General features: G+C 37.0%; 4 protein-coding genes and 1 pseudogene. 3 read left to right on the forward strand and 2 right to left on the reverse strand.

Annotation, left to right across the window (positions count from 1 at the left end):
• Both ACIQZ6_RS11650 and ACIQZ6_RS11655 read right to left on the reverse strand, forming a co-directional pair.
• A pseudogene (locus ACIQZ6_RS11650) lies at positions 1 to 227 on the reverse strand (dihydroorotase); the annotation flags it as partial.
• Positions 224 to 2278, reverse strand: coding sequence for a BatA domain-containing protein (locus ACIQZ6_RS11655; RefSeq protein ID WP_395811286.1), 2055 nt, complete (start codon positions 2276 to 2278; stop codon positions 224 to 226). The gene ACIQZ6_RS11655 and the pseudogene ACIQZ6_RS11650, both read right to left, overlap by 4 nt.
• Before the next feature lie 374 nt (positions 2279 to 2652).
• Between ACIQZ6_RS11655 and hisG the strand changes: the two genes are divergently transcribed.
• From hisG to ACIQZ6_RS11670, 3 genes are all read left to right on the forward strand, one after another.
• Complete coding sequence (gene hisG, locus ACIQZ6_RS11660; protein ID WP_395811288.1) at positions 2653 to 3504, forward strand: ATP phosphoribosyltransferase; 852 nt, start codon at positions 2653 to 2655, stop codon at positions 3502 to 3504.
• Positions 3505 to 3523: 19 nt separating this feature from the next.
• Positions 3524 to 4816: a histidinol dehydrogenase gene (hisD, locus tag ACIQZ6_RS11665; RefSeq protein ID WP_395811290.1), complete on the forward strand. Its 1293-nt coding sequence runs from the start codon at positions 3524 to 3526 to the stop codon at positions 4814 to 4816.
• A 43-nt stretch (positions 4817 to 4859) separates the two neighbouring features.
• Positions 4860 to 5228 (forward strand): aminotransferase class I/II-fold pyridoxal phosphate-dependent enzyme (locus ACIQZ6_RS11670; RefSeq protein WP_395811292.1); only part of this gene is annotated, 369 nt, incomplete at its 3' end.

Here is a 5228-nt window from a genome sequence, read left to right on the forward strand (position 1 = left end):
TCCTTTGTTTCCAATCCCGGTTCGCCAAAATTAACGTTAATATCAAGAAACCCAGGCGAAAGAAACTGACCCTTTCCAGAGATAATTACTGTTTTGGCATTCGGTGCAGCGATCTTGTTTCCTATCTCAAAGATCTTACCATCAATAATCAATACATCTGCTAGCTTTCCATTAAAAGGACTGTTTGGGTGCAGAATTGTGGCAGATTGAATTAATAAGTTTTTCAATTGTTTAAAGGTTTTAGTGGTAGTTTATTGTAAAAACGGATCAGTAAAATTTCTGCGGCAAAAAATAAAAGAGCTAATATCAAACAAACTTTCCATAATGAACTACCCTGATTAACAGATTTTATCATACTCACCATTGAGCCAGCTTCGGGATCTAAAAGATCAATTCTATTTCCAACAAAATTATTCCTCAGTTCTTTATCACTTGCATACGACATATCTGACTCAGATCCTGCATCATTGAATGAAACAATAGAAATCAGACTATCGTTCTTCAGCAACTGATAGTTACCCACCTGTTTAATTTGATCAGCGATGTAAATTTGCGATAAATTTTCATTTTGTCTAAGATCTGGAATTGCCTCGAACTTATCTTTCCTTAATTTAAGATTTTGATTTGGATTTAAGGTTATTTTTGGAAATTCTATCATTTGCTGAGAATTTAGTTGATAGAATAAATTCTGAGACCTGATCGATAAAAGTGCCGCTTGGTACATGATAGGAACAAATATTGAATGTCTGGCAAAATTACTGAATTCAGTTTTCAAAGGTACTGCCAACAAATAAACTTTTCCATTTCCAAAGCGGTATTCACTTAAAAAGTTAACTTTTCCTGGAAGTTCAAGCAAATTTTGTCGTTTGGTAGTGTTCAAAGAACTATAGCGCAGGTATTTTTTAACAACAGGAAGATCCATTTTTTGAGGAATATTTTCAAAAACCCCTTTAAAAACAGGATGCTGCAGATTGATTACTGATACGCTGTTTGAAGAAGTTATCACCTCTAAAGGCACATCAGTACCTACAAATTGGAGAAACTTCTTCAAGGATAATTGATCATTATTTAGATCAGGAAATACCATAATATTTCCTCCGCGCTTGCAATATGCTTGAAGCTGCTGCGAAAGCCCCTCGCTAATATCAGGAAGCTCATTCAAAATAACTAGCGGGTAAGAATCCAGACTTGAATAGTTTACACTACCTAACGACGAATTATTCAAAGAAAAAAACGGATCTGAACCAAATACGGAATTTAAATACTCATTTTCTGCACCTCCATTTACTACCAGTACAGGCAAAACTTGCTGTACGTTAAAGCTGAAGTAAAATTTATCGTCAAATACAACCGGATAATCAGTTATTTCAAGCTCAGCATTTTGCCAACCTCCTTTTAGCACGCTAAAAAATAAGGTATCTGTTGCGCTTGATCGTGCTTTTACTGTAATACTGCCGAGTGCTTTTTGCTCTTTATTAATAAACAGTTTAATTGGAATGCTACTAGCTTCTTGGTCCGAATTGTTTTTAAGTTTTACGATGAGTTGTTCAGAATCAGCCGGCTTATGAATTGCCGAACTGAACCACAATGAATCAACAGAAACATTAGGCTGGTGGTTCGACTTTAAACGAACAAGCCGTATAGCAGTTGAACTATCTAAAAGAACCGGTTTTAAAGACAGTAAATTATTCTGAAAATCAGAAATTATATAATTGGTTTTTGGTGAGTTTGGCTCGTTCAAAAAAACATCATTTTGCCTATTGATAATTTGCTGAAGATCTCTTCTGGATGCACTTATTTCCACTTCATCTATGGCACTCTGAAACTCCTCTAAATTCAGCAATCGTTGATATCTGCCTTCAAAATCATTGGTAAGGAGCTGAAATTTATCATTCAGGCTATAGGCTGAAGCAATCTCTTTTGCTCTTCTTTTTGCTTCGTCAAGCAGAGTTCCTTCTTTGTTCAGCGTTTCCATGCTGAATGAATTATCAATAAAAATGCTGAGAACCTGATTTTGAGACCCCTTATTCTGCAAAGGACCAGGAATATATGGTCTTGCAAATGCCAGAACCAGGAACGTTAGTCCTAATATTCTTGCCATTAGTATCAATCGGTCTTTGAGATGCTGCCTAGACGAAGTCTGTATCTGCACATTCCTCAAAAAACGAACATTGCTGAAGTATACTTTTTTAAATTTCCTGAAATTAAAAAGATGAATAATGACTGGAATGGCGATAGTCAGGAGGGCAAATAAAAATCCGGGGGATAGGAATCTCATTAAGATTCAAAATTAATGATAATTAATCATCTTTGAAAGAAGAATTAGTAGTTAGTAATTAGTAGTTAGATATAAAGTGCTAATTGAAATTTTCTGATTTTTTCATACTTCAGACTTCATACCTCAGACTTCATACAACAGACAACTGACAACTGACAACAGACAACTGACAACTGACAACACATAAAATTTCATATTCCCATATCCAATCTGTATATTTGCATGCTTCCCAAGCTATTTGGGCCAAAAATTATGAATTTAGTTTTCACACATCACGTACATTTCCATCATCGCTTTGCGGCGATGTAATACTATATACGTTTCTACGTGAAACTGTTTCTTAATAAATTTTTGGTCTGATTAAAACATACACTTTGAAAACTCTTAAAATAGCTATCCAGAAATCTGGTAGATTAAACGAAAAATCGGTTGAACTTCTTAAAAATTGCGGCCTAAGCTTCGAAAATTATAAAAGTTCCCTCATCTCAAACGTTTCAAATTTTCCGCTTGAAATACTTTTTCTTCGCGATGATGATATCCCTGAATATGTTCAGGATGGTATTGCTGACCTTGGAATTGTTGGAGAAAACGTGATCAGTGAAACAGGTGTAGATGTGAGCTTCTTGCAAATGCTGGGCTTTGGCAAATGCACGCTTAAATTGGCAGTGCAAACACATAGCACCATTGAACATATTACCGATCTGAACGGAAAGTCAATTGCAACCTCTTATCCTGTAATCCTGAAAAATTTCCTAGATGATAACAACATCAATGCTGAGATCAGAACAATTTCGGGATCAGTTGAAATTGCACCAGGCCTTGGATTAAGTGATGCTATTTTTGATATTGTGTCAACCGGAGGTACATTGAAAAGCAACGGACTAAAGCCATTTGCTGAAGTCATGAAGTCGGAAGCTGTGTTAATTGGACGAAATGGCATTGAAAATGAACCACTGATTATTGAACTCATCCAGCGAATACAGTCTGTATTGCGCGCAAAAGAAACCAAATATGTGGTTCTGAATGCTGAAGTAAAAAACATTGATCAGATCTTATCACTGTTGCCGGGAGTTAAAAGCCCGACGGTAGTTCCACTAGCAGAAGAAGGCTGGGTGGCTATACATACGGTAATACCAGAGCGTGATTTCTGGGAAAAAATTAGCCTTTTGAAGGCTGCAGGAGCGCAAGGAATCGTGGTCATGCCAATTGAAAAGATCATCTTATAGTCAGATTTTAAAAATCGCCATGTTAAAAGTCTATAATTTTAAGGATCTGAATCGTAAAGGAATTGAAGACCTATGCCGACGCAATGTTGATCCAAATAATACTATCCGAAGCACTGTTGAAGAGATCATTCAGCATGTTAAACAGCAAGGCGATGAAGCTTTAATAGCCTATGCTAAGAAGTTTGATGGGATTGTACTTCAAACACTTTTCCTGGATAAAAAGGAGATTAAAACTATTGCCGCTACGGCAGGAGAAGCCGAGAAAAATGCAATAAAACTGGCTTATACTAATATCCGAAAGTTTCATGAAACTCAGCTCCGTGCTGAAGAAAAAACTGAGACAACCAAAGGAGTTATTTGCTGGCGTGAATACAGAGCCATTGAAAAAGTAGGTCTGTATATCCCTGGAGGAACAGCTGTATTGCCTAGCACATTTTTAATGCTTGGTGTACCTGCAATACTTGCTGGCTGTAAACAAATCATTGTTTGTTCACCTCCTCAAAAAGATGGAAAAGTGAATGCTTATCTGGCATTCTGTGCACAATTATTAGGTATCGAACGCATTTATCTTGCAGGGGGAGCTCAGGCAATTGCTGCAATGGCTTATGGCACAGCGAGTATTCAGAAAGTTGATAAAATATTTGGTCCCGGCAATCAATACGTAACTAAAGCAAAAACAATAATTCAATCTGAAAGTCAGACTGCCATTGATATGCCGGCCGGACCATCAGAAGTGCTCATCATAGCAGATGATTCTGCCAATCCTGAGTATGTAGCAGCTGATCTATTAGCTCAGGCTGAACATGGAATTGATAGTCAGGCAATATTGGTTTCTGATTCAAAAAGAATCATTGATGAAACTTCGGCTGAACTAAAAAAACAATTAGATCAACTTCCACGGGCAGAGATTGCCGCAAAAGCACTGCAGAACTCTTATGCCATTCAATGTTCCAACCTTTTAGAAGCAATGGAGTTTAGTAATATTTACGCTCCTGAACATTTGATCCTGGCAACAGACCAATGGGAGGCTATTAGTCGAGATATTAGTAATGCAGGCTCTGTGTTTCTGGGACATCTAACTCCAGAAAGTGCAGGCGATTATGCTTCAGGCACCAATCATACATTACCAACCAGTTCATATGCGCGAGCATATTCAGGTGTTTCGGTTGATTCTTTCATCAAAAAGATCACCTTTCAACATATCAGCAAAGAAGGAATAATAAACCTGGGGCCTACAGTAGAAATATTAGCATCTTTAGAAGGATTACAGGCTCACAAAAATGCCGTTACTGTACGACTAAAAAACAAATAGGAGTAATAAAATCAAAATTTGTAAGGATATAAATCAAAATACGATGTTCAACCTACAGCATATACTTCGTAAAAATATAAAAGAACTTGTACCCTATTCGTCGGCTAGAGATGAATTCAAAGGAGAAGCCTCAGTTTATTTAGATGCCAACGAGAATTCGTATGGATCTCCTTTAAATGAAAGCTTTAACCGCTATCCTGATCCATTACAGTTTAAGGTTAAAAAACGCCTTTCAGAAATTAAAGGCGTTCCTCCCCGAAATATGTTTTTAGGAAATGGAAGCGATGAAGCAATCGACATTCTCTTCCGTGCATTCTGCAATCCAGGATCAGACAATGTCATAACTGTACCTCCAACGTATGGAATGTATGAGGTCTCAGCCAATATCAATGATGTAGAAGTTCGCAAAATT

Source organism: Daejeonella sp., from assembly GCF_044348475.1.
Lineage (GTDB): Bacteria > Bacteroidota > Bacteroidia > Sphingobacteriales > Sphingobacteriaceae > Daejeonella.

Excerpts from the sequence above, each read along its gene's own strand:
- ACIQZ6_RS11655 (WP_395811286.1), bottom strand. The coding sequence starts at position 2,278 with ATGAGATTCCTATCCCCCGGATTTTTATTTGCCCTCCTGACTATCGCC.
- hisD (WP_395811290.1), top strand. The coding sequence starts at position 3,524 with ATGTTAAAAGTCTATAATTTTAAGGATCTGAATCGTAAAGGAATTGAA.